Here is a 12418-nt window from a genome sequence, read left to right as displayed (position 1 = left end):
GGGGCGACCATACTGAACCGGATGACTCCCACACCCCCCGAGCCGGTGCGCGTCGCGATCGTCGAGGACCAGCCGCTGTTCCGCTCGATGCTCGACCGGACGCTCGGCGAGACCGACGGCCTGCGCGTGGTCGCATCCGTGGGCACCGTGAGCGAGGCGATGGCCGCGCTGCGGCCGGGTGCGGTGGACGTCGCGCTGCTCGACATCGACCTGCCCGACGGGAACGGCATCTCCCTGGGCGTCACGCTGCGCCGCCGCATGCCCGAGCTGGGCATCCTGCTGCTCTCGGCGCACGACGCGATGGACCTCCTGCTCGACCTGCCCACCGACGTCGCCGCCGGCTGGAGCTACCTGTCGAAGAACAGCTCGACCAGCGAGGACCTGCTCGTCGCCGCCGTGCGGGCCGCCGCGATCGGGCAGACCGTGCTGGACCCCGCGCTGCTCGACCGCGTCACGCCGCGCGCGGGGTCGGACGTCGCCCGGCTGACCCACCGCCAGTACGAAGTGCTGCGTCTGCTGGCCGCGGGCCTGTCCAACGCGGGCATCGGCGAGCGCCTGGGCATCGCGGAGAAGTCGGTGCAGAACCACGTCAACGCGCTGTACGCGACGCTCGGAATCGACGCGGACCCCACGCGCAACCCGCGCGTGAGCGCCGCGCTCCGCCTGCTCGAGGAGACCGGCCCCGCCGTCTGACGACGAGGTCCCCGCCGCACCTGCACCGGCGGGGACCTCGTCGCGGTCAGCGACGCGGGGTCACACGACCCGCAACGTCACCGCGGCGCCGGCCGCGGGCTTGAGCACCGCAGCAGCCGTCGTCGAGGGCGCGAACGCCGCCTTGACCTTGTACGAACCACGCGGCATCGCCGGCAGCGTCACCGTGACCTTGCCCTTGGCCGACGCACCCAACGTCACCGTGACCTTCTTCGAACCCACCGTCACCGTGACCTTGCCCGTCGGCGCCGTCATGCCCGCGGCCTTGACCGTCACCACCGCCTTGGCACGCGTGCCCGCCTTCACCGACGAGCTCACCAGCCTCGTCGTCACCACCGGCGTCACCTTCGGGACCGTGCCGGTCACCGCCGACGTCGCCACACCCGCCGGCCGGTACGGCGCCGAGGCCGTCACCCGCACCGCGAGACGCTTGCCGACGTCCTTCGTCGTGACCGTGTACCGCGACGCGGTGGCGCCGCTGATCGCCACACCCGACCGCACCCACTGGTACTTCAGCGTCACGCCCGCGACGTCCCACGTCCCCGCCGTGGCCGCGAGCTGCTTGCCCACCGCGGCCGTCCCGACCACGCGCGGCGCCGCCGACGCCACCGGCGCCGGACCACGCACCGGCGCCGTCGGCGCGCTGACCTCCACACCCAGGCCCAGGTCCGGCAGCTGGGACGTGACCCGCACGCTCAGCCGCTTCCCGACGTCCGCCACGACCGGGGCGTACGACGCACCCGTCGCACCCGAGATCACCACACCGTCCCGCAACCACGAGTAGCCCACCGCCCCACCCGCGGGCGACCATGTCCCCGCAGACGCGGTCAGCACCGCCCCCACCTTCGCCTCACCACTCACGACCGGCGACGACGTCGACTCGACCCCCTCCCGGTACAGGGTCACCGGGGACCCGGCCCGCACCGCGCCGGCCCGCGAGAAGGCTGCGGCGAACGCACGGCCCGCGCCCAGCCCGTAGTGCGGGTCCGACCCCGACCACAGCTCGACCACCGCGGGTGTGCCCGCGGTCAGCCCCTCCACGAACCACGTCCTGCCCGTCGTCGTGGTCGAGTCGTAGCACTCCCGCGAGAGCACCGCGCCGGTGCCGGGCTCAACCAGGTACATCGGCTCGATGCTCGCCCACGGCTCGCCCTGGACGGTGACCTCCGTCATGGCGTCGAGCGCGGGCTCGAGCGAGAGCGCGGGACCACCCGGCGTCACCGCCACGGCGTCCTTCGACGAGGCCGCCAGCTCTCCTCGGCCGTCGTAGAAGCCGGTCGCCGCCCCGGTGCACGGTGCGAACACCTGCACGACGTACCGGGTGGTGGGGCCCAGGCCGGCGAACGACACATGACCGGTGTCGTCGATGGGGGCGATCTGCAGCGGGGTGCGTCCCACCGCGCCCCACTCGTACAGCATGGCGAAGCGCGAGGCCGGGACGGCGGCGGGCCAGGTCACCTGGCCCTCGATCACTCCCTCGGCCGCGGCGGGCTGGGCGGGTGCGGCCTGGGCGGGCGCGGCTGCGGCCAGCAGCGACGCCGCCAGGACGGCGGCCGTCGCCAACCGTCGACGGGTACGGGTCAGGTACATACGAGCTCCTCGCGGATCGATCCGCACGACGAGCCCCTGCCCGCCGCACAGGGGCCCCCGGCGTCCACCACGGCACCGGAGCCGAGCCCCCGGTCAGGGATCCTGGCAGCGCGACCTCCCGCCCCGCTCCCAGTTCCCTGACGCCGGTCACGCCTCCGCCCGGTTTCACCCGGACGGACCACCGCACGACGACGAGGTCCCCGCCGCACGTGCACCGGCGGGGACCTCGTCGCGGTCAGCGACGCGGGGTCACACGACCCGCAACGTGACCGCGGCGCCGGCCGCGGGCTTGAGCACCGCAGCAGCCGTCGTCGAGGGCGCGAACGCGGCCTTGACCTTGTACGAACCACGCGGCATCGCCGGCAGCGTCACCGTGACCTTGCCCTTGGCCGACGCACCCAACGTCACCGTGACCTTCTTCGAACCCACCGTCACCGTGACCTTCCCGGTCGGCGCCGCCACACCCGCGGCCTTGACCGTCACCACCGCCTTGGCACGCGTCCCGGCCTTCACCTTCGCGGCCACCAGCTTGGTCGTCACCACCGGCGTCACCTTCGGGACCGTGCTGGTCGCCGCGGACGTCGCGAGGCCCTTCGGGCGGTACGCGGCCGAGGCCGTCACCCGCACCGCGAGGCTCGCGCCGACGTCCGCCGTGGTCACCGTGTAGCGCGCGGACGTGGCACCGCTGATCGGCACCCCGGCACGCGACCACTGGTACTGGAACGTCAGGCCCGGCACGTCCCACGTACCCGTCGTCGCCGCGAGCTGCTTGCCCACCGCGGCCGTCCCGACGACGCGCGGCGGCGCCGTGGACACGGCCGCCGGACCCCACACCCGGGCCGTCGGTGCGGTGGTCTCCACCCCCAGCCCGAGGTCCGGGAGGGCCGATGTGACGCGCGCGCTCACCTGCGCACCCGTGTCCGCCTGGACCAGCTGGTACGACGGACCGGTCGCGCCCGGGATCGGCACACCGTCACGCAACCACGCGTAGGAGATCTCCCCGCCCGTCGGTGCCCACGTCCCCGAGTCGACACCCAGCCACGAGCCCACCCGCGCGGTGCCGTGCAGGACCGGGAGCTCGACGGCCTCGACGCCCTCGCGGTAGGTCCGCACCGTCGTGCCGCCGGGCACCGTCCCCGCGCGGGCGAGGTCCGTCGTGTAGGCCCGGTCCACACCCAGCGCGTAGCGCGAGACGCCCCCCGCCGTGAGCTCGACCATGGCGGGCGTGCCCTCCGCCACGCCGCTGAGCCACCACGTCTTGTGCGTCGGACCCGAGCCCGCCTGGCAGACCTGGGCGAGCACCGCTCCGGTCCCGGGCTCACGCAGTCGCATGTACTCGCCACCCGCCGGCGTCGGGCCCAGGGCGGTGACGTAGGTGGTCGTCTGCGCGACCGGCACGAACTCGAGCGCAGCGCCGCCGGGCGCCACGCCCACCGCATCCGTGGACGAGGCCGCGAGCGTGCCCTGGCCGTCGTAGAACCCCGTCGCCGCGTCGGTGCACGGCCAGTACAGCTGCACCACGTACCGCTTGGCCGGGTCCAGGCCGGTGAACGAGACCGCACCGGACTGGTCGATCTCCAGCTCGCGCAAGGGGGCCATCCCGACCGCGCCCTGCTCGTAGAGGTAGGCGGTGCCGAACGTGGCGGGGACGTCGGCCGGCCAGATCACCTCGCCCGAGACCACCCCCGCGGCGGATGCGGCCTGGGCGGGGACCAGGGCGGCCACGGGCAGCGCCGATGCGGCCAGGACGGCTGCTGCTGCCAGCCGTCGACGGGTACGGGTCAGGTCCATACGAGCTCCTCGCGGATCGATCCGCACGACGAGCCCCTGCCCGCCGCACAGGGGCCCCCGGCGTCACTACGACCACCGGGGCCGAACCCCCGGTCAGGGATCTTGGCAGCGCGACCTCCCGCCCCGCTCCCAGTTCGCTGACACCGGCCCTCGACCCGCCCGGTTTCACCCGGATGCCGCACCGGGACGACGCGGCGGACGGCCGGTGGGTCGGCGCCTCGGGCTGATCGTGTTCGGAGCCCCCTGTCGGATTCGAACCGACGACCTGCTGTTTACAAGACAGCTGCTCTGGCCATCTGAGCTAAGGAGGCGAGGGCGCCAGCCTAGCGGCGTGACGCACGGAGCCCGCGGTCGCGTCCGGCAGATCCGGGCGCGACCGCGGGCTCGTGGACGGGCTCAGCCCTTGGCGGCGACGGCGGCCTCGACCGCGGCCTTGAGCTGACCGGGCTCGTACAGCAGGCCCTGCTGCTCGGTGGTGGGCCACACGGTGCCGTCGATCAGGACGGTCGGGGTGCCGATCCGGCCGACGTCGGCGGTCATCTGGTTGGTGGTGGCCGCGACCCATGCGGAGAACGTGCGCCACGTGCCGGTCTTCTCGGTCTCAGACCCGGCCGTGGTGAACGTGCCCTCGACGGTGTCGGTGAACGTCGCGGTGACGGTGGCGGGCACGCCCACGCCCTCGGCGATGTCGGCGATCTCGGCGTCGGTGAGGCCGGACGTGCCCTCGGCGGGCTGGTTCTCGTACAGCGCGGTGACGAACGCGGTGAAGTGCTCGCCGTCCTTGTCCGCGACGATCGCGGCGGCGTTGGCCGCGCGCGTCGAGTAGTTCGTGTTCTTCGACTGCGTGTCCAGGAAGGAGATCGGCCGGTACTTCAGCGTCACGCCGTCCGTCTGCGCGAGCGCGTCGAGGTCGGCGGAGTTGGCGGCGTCGAACTGGCCGCAGTACGGGCACATGAAGTCGAAGTAGATGGTGACGACGACGTCGTCGGCGCCCACCTCGCCCACACCCGCGGCGCTGACCGGGATCGCGCCCGTGTCGTCGGCGGTCGAGGGGGCGGTCACGTCCGCGAGCGCGGGTGCGACCACGTCGGAGGCGCCCGCGCCGTAGACGACGCTGCCGTACTGCTCCTTGGCCTTGTTCGACTGCTGGATGGTGAACCACACCACCGCGACGGCGCCCAGCACCACGACGAGCAGCACGGCGGCGGCGACGATCTTGTTGCGGCGCGCGGCGCGCTCCTGCGCCTTGCGCATCTGGAGGGCCTTCTCGCGCGCGTCGTCGCGACGCTGCGCCTTGGTCGGCCGGGGGTCGTTCGTGGGCACGGCGATCTCCTTCGTCGGGACGGCTGCCCACAGGGTAAGGGGCGCAGCCGTGGATGCCGACAGGGTCAGGGGATCGTCGGCACGGGCGCGGGCGCCCACACGATCCCGGCGCCGTGCGCGACGAGCGAGACCAGCACCGCGGCCGCTGCGACGCCCACGCACACGAGCACGAGCGCACCGAGCCCGGGAGGTGCCGCGGCGGCGAGCACGCGGCGTGCGCCGGTCCGTGTCATCAGGGACAGCGGCCCGAACCACAGGACCAGGACGCCGAGCACGACGACGCCCGCCACCACGGTCGCGGCGGCCGTGCCGGTCACGTCGTCGCCCGAGGTCAGGTCGCCGATGGTCCACGTGCCGTTGTCGACGAGCCACGCGACCACGCCGCCGACGAGGACCATGGCGCACGCGCTCACGACGAGCGAGGGCACCAGCCCGACGAGCGCGCGCACCAGGTACCAGGGGGAGGCGGCGACGGTGCGGGCGACGTCCGCACCACCGGGGCCGCGCCGCTCACGGCGCGCGTACATGCTCTCGAGCGCGACGCCGGCGGTGCGCACGGCGACCACGAGCAGGACCACGACGAGGAGCGTGAGTGCCGGGGCGAGCGCGGCAGCCGCCGCGACGAGCGCGAGCAGCGCGAGCAGCGAGCCCCACCGGCGCCGCGCGGGGGGACGAAGGTAGCCCGAGCCCTCGGGTGGCAGCTCCTCGGACGCGTCGAGGTCGTCCTCGATCCAGTCGACGCCCTCGGCCGGGCCGTCCTCGAGGTCGTCGTCGAGATCGTCCTCCGGGTCGTCGCCCTCGTCGTCGGGAGGCCCCTTGAGGAGGCTCGTCGGTTCGCCGCTCATGACACGGGTGGCGCCGTCGTGCGTCGGGCCACCGGCGGTCGCGGGGCCCACGAGCGTGGTCGCGGCGAGTGCGACCTCGTCGTCGTCCGCGGGGTACGCGACCGTCGCGGGCACGCCGACGAGCTGCTCGGTGGCAGCGTCCGCGGGGTCGCCGTCGACCGCGACCACGCCGAGCGCGGCGACCACGTCCTCGGCGTCGAGCCGTTCGGCCGGCACGGGTGCGAGCGCGCGGCGCAGCGCACCGGCCGTCACGGGCCCGAGGCCGTCCAGGTCGACGTCACCGGACCGCGCCCGGCCGAGCACCGCCTCGAGGGGCCGGCTGCCGAACGGGGGCCGCCCGGTGGCGGCGAACGCGACGACGGCCGCCCACCCCCACAGGTCCGTCGCGGGCGTCGGGTCGGCGCCGTCGAGCAGCTCGGGCGCCAGGTACCCGGGCGTCCCGACGACGAGACCCGTGGACGTCACCTGCGCGGAGTCCTCACCCGCGGCCTGCGCGATGCCGAAGTCGATGAGCACCGGGCCGTCGTCGGTGACGAGCACGTTGGAGGGCTTGAGGTCGCGGTGCACCACACCCGCGCCGTGCACGGCGGCCAGCGCGTCGTACAGCCCCGCGGCGAGGTCGTGCAGCTCGCGGTGGCCCAGCGGTCCGTGCGCGCGCACGTGGTCGGCCAGGTTCTCGCCCGGCACCAGCTCGGTGACGATGAACGCCTCGGTGGAGTCGGCCTCCGCGTCGAGCACCGACGCGACCGCGGGGTGCCGCAGGCGCTGCAGCGCGACCACCTCACGGCGCAGCCGGTCACGCCCCACGGCGTCGGCGCCGATCTGCGGGTGCAGGAGCTTGAGCGCCACGGCCGTGCCGCCGTCGTCGACCGCGCGGTACACAGTCCCCATGCCCCCCGAGCCGAGCGGGGCGACGATCGTGTACCCGCCGATCTGCGCGCCGGGCGCCAGGCCGATCCGCTCCATCCGGGTCACGCTAGCCGCAGGCCGCTCGCCGCGCGGCGCGGACGCACCACGGGCTAGGGTCGAGATTCGCCCACCCTGCAGGAGAGATGCTGTGCCTGACGTGCCCTCCGACGGCTACGACCTCGTCGTCGTCGCGAACCGCCTGCCCGTGGACGTGAGCCTCGACGAGGCGGGCGAGATCAGCTGGACGCGGTCCCCCGGGGGGCTCGTCACGGCGCTGGCACCCGTCATGGCGGGCGCCGACGGCGCGTGGGTCGGCTGGGGCGGCTCACCCGGCCTCGACCTCGAGCCGTTCGACGTCGACGGGACGCACCTGGTGCCCGTGACGCTGTCCGCGGACGACGTCGAGCGCTACTACGAGGGCTTCGCGAACGACACGCTGTGGCCGCTCTACCACGACGTGATCGCGCCGCCCGCGTTCCACCGTCAGTGGTGGGAGGCCTACCAGCGGGTCAACCGCCGGTTCGCGGAGGCCGCCGCCGCGCAGGCCGCCCGCGGGGGCACGGTGTGGGTGCACGACTACCAGCTGCAGCTGGTGCCGCGGCTGCTGCGTGAGCTGCGCCCGGACCTGCGGATCGGCTACTTCCACCACATCCCGTTCCCGCCGCTCGAGATCTTCGCGCAGCTCCCGTGGCGCACGCAGGTGGTCGAGGGGCTCCTCGGGGCGGACCTGGTCGGGTTCCAGCGCGGTGGGGACGCCGCGAACTTCGTCCGCGTGGTGCGCCGCCTGACGGACCTGACCACGCGCGGCCAGGTGGTCACGCTCAGCACGGACGGCAAGGTCGACCGGCACGTGCGCGCGGCGGCCTTCCCGATCTCGATCGACTCGGGCGCGTTCGACGCGCTGGCCCGCACGCCGCAGGTGCAGGCCCGCGCGCGCGAGATCCGCGACGAGCTCGGCAACCCCACCACGCTGCTGCTGGGGGTCGACCGGCTCGACTACACCAAGGGCATCCGGCACCGGATCAAGGCGTACGGCGAGCTGCTCGAGGACAGCAGGCTGTCCGCGAGCACCACGACGCTCGTGCAGGTCGCGTCCCCCAGCCGGGAGAACGTCGACGCGTACGCGCAGCTGCGCGACGAGGTCGAGCTGCTGGTGGGTCGCATCAACGGCGACCACGGCCAGGTGGGGCACGCACCCGTGCAGTACCTGCACCAGTCGTTCCCCATGGAGGAGATGGCCGCGCTGTACCTCGCGGCCGACGTGATGCTGGTGACCGCGCTGCGCGACGGCATGAACCTGGTGGCCAAGGAGTACGTGGCCGCGCGGTCCGACGAGCGCGGCGCGCTGGTGCTCAGCGAGTTCACGGGTGCCGCGGACGAGCTCACGGGTGCGGTGCTGGTCAACCCGCACGACATCGAGGGCATGAAGGACGCCATCACGTACGCGGTGCACATGGACCAGCGCGAGGCGCGCAAGCGCATGCGCCGCCTGCGACGCCGGGTGCTCGGCCACGACGTGGCCGCGTGGTCGCGTGAGTTCCTGGCCGTGCTCACGGCCGTGCCGACCCGGGAGCACCATGTCTGACGCACAGCCGACCGACGCGCTCGACGAGGACGCCGCCGCGGCCCTCGCGCGCGTCGGTACAGACCGCTCCGCGCGCCCTTTGCTCGTCGCGCTCGACTTCGACGGCACGCTCGCCCCGCTGCAGGACGACCCGTCCGCGTCCCGGATCCTGCCCGCGGGCGTGGACCCGCTGCGCCGTCTCGTCGCGACGCCCGACGTGGCCCTCGCGCTCGTCTCCGGACGTGCGCTGCACGAGCTGCACGAGCTCGCCGAGGTCCCGGCCGGCACGTACCTGGTCGGTTCGCACGGCGCCGAGCGGGCGCACGTCACGGCGGACGGCCTGGAGCGCGACGACGTGCGGCTGACCGACGAGCAGGCCGACCGCCTCACGGCGCTCGGCACGCGTGCTGCGGCGGTCGCCGACGGACGCGACGGGGTGTGGGTCGAGACCAAGCCCACGGCGGTGGTGGTGCACTCGCGCCTGGCGGCACGCGACGACGCCGCGGCCGCACGCGCCGAGGCGCTCGCGCTCGGCGACGAGCTCGGCACGGGCGTGCTGGACGGCAAGGACGTCGTCGAGATCTCGGTGCTGCACGCGAGCAAGGGCGACGCGCTGCGCGCGCTGCGCGACGAGCTCGGAGCGCGCGTGGTGGTGTGCGCGGGTGACGACGTGACCGACGAGCGCATGTTCGCGGCGCTCGAGCCGGGCGACCTCACGGTCAAGGTGGGCCCGGGCGACACGCACGCACGCCTGCGCGTGACGGACCCCTCGGCCATGGTCTCCGCGCTCGCCGCGCTCGCCGACGCGCTCGAGGCCTGAGCCCCCGACCGCTCGTCCGCGGGCCGGCACCCTGGGCACGCGCGACGCACGGCGTTACCGTGCCCGTGTGCCCGCCCGGATGCAGGCGGTGGCGCTCGACGAGGAGCCGCCTCCGCCACGTGCGCCGCGCTCCGACGGACCCCGCCGCCGCGTGCCGCTCGCGGCCGTCCTCGCAGGCGTGCTCGCGCTCGTCGGGGTCGTCGCGGTGCAGGTCACGCTTGACGCGCGCGACCGCATGCGCGAGGACCGGCTCTCGGGCGTCGCGGGCGTGCTGCAGCCCGTCGACGGCCCGCTGCACGCGCTGTGGCACCTGGGCGGCGGCGAGGAGCAGCTGGTGGGCGTCCCGGTCGCGGGGCGGGCCGTGTCCGTGCGCTCCGGGCTGTGGCGCGGCGACCTGGACGAGCAGGGCTGGACGCCCGCCGAGGACGCCACGATCCGCGGCTACGACGCGCGCACCGGGCGCCCCGTGTGGCAGGTGCTGTTCCCGCTGGACGCGGTGGAGTCTGCGGAGCTGCGCCGACGCCCCAGCGAACCGCGCTGGACGTGGTGCGAGGCGCTCACGGGCCCCCGCCTGCTGTGCGCCCTGACCAGCCCCGCGCTCGGTGGCACGCGCGTCGCGGTGATCGACGGCATCGACGGCCGCGTGCTGACCACGCGCGCGCTGCCCGAGGGTGCCGCGTGGACCACGTCGGGGGCGGACCTCGTCGTGGCGACCCGGCAGTCCGTGCCGCACGGCACGGGCCAGGGCAGCGCGGTCGGCTGGCTCGTCGTCGCGACCGACGCCACCACGGGTGCGGCGCAGTGGCACGTGCGCGTACCGGGCGTGCGGCCCGTGGACCGCGTGGTCCCCGGCACGGACCGCGCCGTGACCGACGCCGAGCTCTCCGCGCGCGACGGCCGCGTGCTGCTGGTGCACAGCGGGCACGCGTGGTCGATGGCGGACGGTCGCGTGGAGCGGGACGTGAGCGTGGGGGTGGACGGCTGGGCCGAGCTCGGCCCCGGGGGCGCGCTGGTCTGGGCGCCGTGGTCGAGGCCGTCCGAGGTGCGCGGGCTGCTCGTCCTCGCAGACGGACGCGAGGTCCCGGTGCGGGAACGTCTCGCGGCCGTGACGGTCGACGACGGGTCCGCCGACGACGTGCTGCTGCTGAGCGGGACGGTCGCGACGGACACGCTCGTGGCGCGCGACGCCCGCACGGGCGACGTCCGGTGGACCGCGCGCGGCGTGACGACGCCGGCCGTCGTCCTGGACGGGGTCGTCAGCGCGGGGACGGTCGACGGCGTCGCCGCGTGGCGGGCCGCGACCGGGGAGCGCCTGCTGGCGGTCGACCTGGACGGCTCGCCGGTGTTCGTCGGCACCGACGGGTACAGCCTCGTCGCGTTCGCGGCGGACGGGACGCTGCACGGCCTCGCGCCCGACGACGGTGCGTCGCGGTGGACGCGTGACGCCTCCACGGTGCTGGCCGACACCGCCGGGCTGCACCGGGTCACGGCGTGGGACCGGCACCTGCTGCTCACGCTGACCGACGGCTCCGCGGTGCTCCTGGCCTCCGGCTGACAGGTCCGGGCCGGGACCAAGGCCGTGACCGGGCCCACACCGATCTGTGGCACTATGGGCCCGGGTCGAGCAGGGCCAACCGCTCGCCTGTGTCAGTGAAGACACTGCACACCTTTCACGACGGATCGTCCGGCACGTACCTGCCGGTGAAGGGATTGGTAGCGCCATGGCTACTGTCACGTTCGACCACGCGACCCGGGTGTACCCGGGCACGGAGCGCCCCGCGGTGGACGCCCTCAACCTCCACATCGAGGACGGCGAGTTCCTCGTCCTCGTCGGCCCCTCGGGCTGTGGCAAGTCGACCTCGCTCCGCATGCTCGCGGGCCTCGAGGACGTCAACGCCGGCCGCATCCTCATCGGCGACCGCGACGTCACGGACGTCCAGCCGAAGGACCGCGACATCGCGATGGTGTTCCAGAACTACGCGCTGTACCCGCACATGACGGTCGCGGACAACATGGGCTTCGCGCTCAAGATCGCCGGCACGCCGAAGGCGGAGATCCGCCAGCGCGTCGAGGAGGCCGCTCAGATCCTCGACCTGACGCAGTACCTCGACCGCAAGCCGAAGGCCCTGTCGGGTGGCCAGCGCCAGCGCGTCGCCATGGGCCGCGCGATCGTGCGTCAGCCGCAGGTGTTCCTCATGGACGAGCCGCTGTCGAACCTGGACGCCAAGCTCCGCGTGCAGACGCGTACGCAGATCGCCTCGCTCCAGCGCCGCCTGGGCGTCACCACGGTGTACGTCACGCACGACCAGACCGAGGCCCTCACCATGGGTGACCGCATCGCGGTCCTCAAGGACGGTCTGCTGCAGCAGGTCGGCACGCCGCGCGAGATGTACGACACGCCCAACAACGTGTTCGTCGCCGGCTTCATCGGCTCGCCCGCCATGAACATCGGCACGTTCCCCGTGCTCGACGGCTACGCCAACCTGGGCCGTGCGCGCGTCGCGATCCCGCGTGAGGCCATCGGCCAGTTCACCGAGGACGACAAGAACCACGTCACCATCGGCTTCCGCCCCGAGTCGCTCGACGTGCTCCCCGCGGGCACGCCGGACTCGATCCCGGTCGAGGTCAACATCGTCGAGGAGCTCGGCTCCGACGCGTTCGTGTACGGCTCGCTCACCAACGAGTTCGGCCACGCCGACGCGGTGCACTCCGGTGCCGGCGACGCGCAGGTCATCGTGCGCTGCGACCCGCGTCAGGTCCCGGCCAAGGGCGAGACGATCAACGTCCGCATCCGCCCGGGCGAGCAGCACCTGTTCCACGCGGGCTCGGGCGAGCGTCTCGTCTGACCCTCGAGCACCCCGGAGG

The 12418-nt window shown here is 74.2% G+C and carries 9 protein-coding genes and 1 tRNA gene; 5 read left to right on the top strand and 5 right to left on the bottom strand.

Features of this window, described 5'->3' with window-relative positions; all coding sequences use genetic code 11:
• Positions 1–21: 21 nt before the first annotated feature.
• Positions 22–693 carry a response regulator transcription factor gene (locus tag CELGI_RS02100; RefSeq protein WP_013882461.1) on the top strand — a complete coding sequence of 224 codons (672 nt, stop codon included), beginning with the start codon at positions 22–24 and terminating at the stop codon, positions 691–693.
• Between the two features lie 60 nt (positions 694–753).
• Here CELGI_RS02100 and CELGI_RS16240 read toward each other — a convergent pair whose 3' ends face one another.
• The 5 genes from CELGI_RS16240 to CELGI_RS02075 all read right to left on the bottom strand — a co-directional run bounded on the left by CELGI_RS16240 (position 754) and on the right by CELGI_RS02075 (position 7226).
• Positions 754–2301 (bottom strand): Ig-like domain repeat protein, encoded by a 1548-nt coding sequence (locus tag CELGI_RS16240; RefSeq protein ID WP_013882460.1) that lies wholly within the window; start codon positions 2299–2301, stop codon positions 754–756.
• 249 nt (positions 2302–2550) lie between these two features.
• Complete coding sequence (locus tag CELGI_RS02090; protein WP_013882459.1) at positions 2551–4092, bottom strand: Ig-like domain repeat protein; 1542 nt, start codon at positions 4090–4092, stop codon at positions 2551–2553.
• A 237-nt stretch (positions 4093–4329) separates the two neighbouring features.
• Positions 4330–4403: transfer RNA gene (locus tag CELGI_RS02085), tRNA-Thr, on the bottom strand.
• Positions 4404–4488: 85 nt separating this feature from the next.
• A complete protein-coding gene (locus CELGI_RS02080; RefSeq protein ID WP_013882458.1) occupies positions 4489–5415 on the bottom strand; it encodes a DsbA family protein in 927 nt (308 codons plus the stop codon).
• Positions 5416–5480: 65 nt separating this feature from the next.
• Positions 5481–7226 carry a serine/threonine-protein kinase gene (locus tag CELGI_RS02075; protein ID WP_013882457.1) on the bottom strand — a complete coding sequence of 582 codons (1746 nt, stop codon included), beginning with the start codon at positions 7224–7226 and terminating at the stop codon, positions 5481–5483.
• Positions 7227–7317: 91 nt separating this feature from the next.
• Between CELGI_RS02075 and CELGI_RS02070 the strand changes: the two genes are divergently transcribed.
• The 4 genes from CELGI_RS02070 (at position 7318) to CELGI_RS02055 (ending at position 12399) form a co-directional block, all read left to right on the top strand.
• Positions 7318–8754, top strand: a complete 1437-nt coding sequence (locus CELGI_RS02070) for an alpha,alpha-trehalose-phosphate synthase (UDP-forming) (protein WP_013882456.1) — start codon at positions 7318–7320, stop codon at positions 8752–8754.
• Positions 8747–9553 carry a trehalose-phosphatase gene (otsB, locus tag CELGI_RS02065; RefSeq protein ID WP_013882455.1) on the top strand — a complete coding sequence of 269 codons (807 nt, stop codon included), beginning with the start codon at positions 8747–8749 and terminating at the stop codon, positions 9551–9553. Before CELGI_RS02070 ends, otsB begins: the two co-directional genes overlap by 8 nt.
• 67 nt (positions 9554–9620) lie before the next feature.
• Positions 9621–11108: a PQQ-binding-like beta-propeller repeat protein gene (locus CELGI_RS02060; RefSeq protein ID WP_150104638.1), complete on the top strand. Its 1488-nt coding sequence runs from the start codon at positions 9621–9623 to the stop codon at positions 11106–11108.
• Between the two features lie 166 nt (positions 11109–11274).
• Complete coding sequence (locus CELGI_RS02055; protein ID WP_013882453.1) at positions 11275–12399, top strand: ABC transporter ATP-binding protein; 1125 nt, start codon at positions 11275–11277, stop codon at positions 12397–12399.
• Positions 12400–12418: the final 19 nt, after the last annotated feature.

It is taken from the genome of Cellulomonas gilvus ATCC 13127 (assembly GCF_000218545.1).
In the GTDB taxonomy this organism is placed as follows: domain Bacteria; phylum Actinomycetota; class Actinomycetes; order Actinomycetales; family Cellulomonadaceae; genus Cellulomonas; species Cellulomonas gilvus.
This window is presented reverse-complemented; position numbering and strand designations above follow the sequence as displayed.